Raw genomic sequence first — 2,789 nt, 5'->3', positions numbered from 1 at the left:
GGACGGTATTGGCGCTGCGCCTGAAGTGGTCGTCGCTGGGCTTGCTCTGCACGTTGCTGATTCCCGCTGCCGGTATGGTGCTGCTCGCGGCCTGGTGCGGTCAAAGAGCGTCTGTCGATGGCTGAAAGCGAAGGCCTGATGCCGCAAGACCTGATCAACGCCAAGCCAGTGGCTGCGGCGGTGAAAGAGTTCTTCGGTTCCAGCCAGCTTTCCCAGTTCATGGACCAGAACAACCCGCTGTCCGAGATCACCCACAAGCGTCGTGTTTCTGCACTCGGCCCTGGCGGTCTGACTCGTGAGCGTGCTGGCTTTGAAGTGCGTGACGTACACCCGACTCACTACGGTCGTGTATGCCCGATTGAAACGCCGGAAGGTCCGAACATCGGTCTGATCAACTCCTTGGCTGCCTATGCGCGCACCAACCAGTACGGCTTCCTCGAGAGCCCGTACCGTGTGGTGAAAGACGCTCTGGTCACCGACGAGATCGTGTTCCTGTCCGCCATCGAAGAAGCTGATCACGTGATCGCTCAGGCTTCGGCCACGATGAACGACAAGAAAGTCCTGATCGACGAGCTGGTAGCTGTTCGTCACTTGAACGAGTTCACCGTCAAGGCGCCGGAAGACGTCACCTTGATGGACGTATCGCCGAAGCAGGTGGTTTCGGTTGCAGCGTCGCTGATCCCGTTCCTCGAGCACGACGACGCCAACCGTGCGTTGATGGGTTCGAACATGCAGCGTCAAGCTGTACCAACCCTGCGCGCTGACAAGCCGCTGGTCGGTACCGGCATGGAGCGTAACGTAGCCCGTGACTCCGGCGTTTGCGTCGTGGCTCGTCGTGGCGGCGTGATCGACTCCGTCGACGCCAGCCGTATTGTGGTTCGTGTTGCTGATGATGAAGTTGAAACCGGCGAAGCTGGTGTCGACATCTACAACCTGACCAAGTACACCCGCTCCAACCAGAACACCTGCATCAACCAGCGTCCGCTGGTGAGCAAGGGTGATCGGGTTCAGCGCAGCGACATCATGGCCGACGGTCCGTCCACCGACATGGGTGAACTGGCTCTGGGTCAGAACATGCGTATCGCGTTCATGGCATGGAACGGCTTCAACTTCGAAGACTCCATCTGCCTGTCCGAGCGTGTTGTTCAGGAAGACCGTTTCACCACGATCCACATTCAGGAACTGACCTGTGTGGCACGTGACACCAAGCTTGGGCCAGAGGAAATCACTGCAGACATCCCGAACGTGGGTGAAGCTGCACTGAACAAGCTGGACGAAGCCGGTATCGTTTACGTAGGTGCTGAAGTTGGCGCAGGCGACATCCTGGTTGGTAAGGTCACTCCGAAAGGCGAGACCCAACTGACTCCGGAAGAAAAACTGCTGCGTGCCATCTTCGGTGAAAAAGCCAGCGACGTTAAAGACACTTCCCTGCGTGTGCCTACCGGCACCAAAGGTACTGTCATCGACGTACAGGTCTTCACCCGTGACGGCGTTGAGCGTGATGCTCGTGCACTGTCGATCGAGAAGACTCAACTCGACGAGATCCGCAAGGATCTGAACGAAGAGTTCCGTATTGTTGAAGGCGCCACTTTCGAACGTCTGCGTTCCGCTCTGGTCGGCCACAAAGCCGAAGGCGGCGCCGGTCTGAAGAAAGGTCAGGAAATCACCGACGAAGTTCTCGACGGTCTTGAGCATGGTCAGTGGTTCAAACTGCGCATGGCTGAAGATGCTCTGAACGAGCAGCTCGAGAAGGCTCAGGCCTACATCGTTGATCGCCGCCGTCTGCTGGACGACAAGTTCGAAGACAAGAAGCGCAAACTGCAGCAGGGCGATGACCTGGCTCCAGGCGTGCTGAAAATCGTCAAGGTTTACCTGGCAATCCGTCGTCGCATCCAGCCGGGCGACAAGATGGCCGGTCGTCACGGTAACAAGGGTGTGGTCTCCGTGATCATGCCGGTTGAAGACATGCCGCACGATGCCAATGGCACCCCGGTCGACGTCGTCCTCAACCCGTTGGGCGTACCTTCGCGTATGAACGTTGGTCAGATCCTTGAAACCCACCTGGGCCTCGCGGCCAAAGGTCTGGGCGAGAAGATCAACCGGATGGTCGAAGAGCAGCGTAAAGTTGCTGAACTTCGCACCTTCCTGGACGAGATCTACAACCAGATCGGCGGTCGTAACGAAGATCTGGATAGCTTCTCCGACCAGGAAATCCTGGATCTGGCGAAGAACCTGCGTGGCGGCGTACCAATGGCCACTCCAGTGTTCGACGGTGCCAAGGAAAGCGAAATCAAGGCCATGCTGAAACTGGCAGACCTGCCAGAAAGCGGCCAGATGCAGCTGACCGACGGCCGTACCGGCAACAAGTTCGAGCGCCCGGTTACTGTTGGCTACATGTACATGCTGAAGCTGAACCACTTGGTAGACGACAAGATGCACGCTCGTTCTACCGGTTCGTACAGCCTGGTTACCCAGCAGCCGCTGGGTGGTAAGGCACAGTTCGGTGGTCAGCGTTTCGGGGAGATGGAGGTCTGGGCACTGGAAGCATACGGTGCTGCTTACACTCTGCAAGAAATGCTCACAGTGAAGTCGGACGATGTGAACGGTCGGACCAAGATGTACAAAAACATCGTGGACGGCGATCACCGTATGGAGCCGGGCATGCCCGAGTCCTTCAACGTGTTGATCAAAGAACGGGGACACCGCTGGTGGTGATCGCCGGGCAAGAATACGGCACCGGCTCGAGCCGTGACTGGGCAGCCAAGGGCACCAATCTGCTGGGCGTGAAA

At 57.9% G+C, this 2,789-nt stretch carries 2 pseudogenes; both read left to right on the top strand.

The annotated features are described in order from the left end of the window. Positions 1 to 96: 96 nt before the first annotated feature. Positions 97 to 2,715, top strand: a pseudogene (gene rpoB / locus ACQKPC_RS30225) (DNA-directed RNA polymerase subunit beta); the annotation flags it as partial. Beyond that, positions 2,688 to 2,789: pseudogene (locus ACQKPC_RS30220) on the top strand (hypothetical protein); the annotation flags it as partial. The pseudogenes rpoB and ACQKPC_RS30220, both read left to right, overlap by 28 nt.

The organism is Pseudomonas sp. NPDC089918, assembly GCF_050280605.1.
GTDB lineage: Bacteria > Pseudomonadota > Gammaproteobacteria > Pseudomonadales > Pseudomonadaceae > Aquipseudomonas.
The sequence above is the reverse complement of the archived record's forward strand: the minus strand, read 5'-3'. Positions and strand labels throughout refer to the sequence as shown.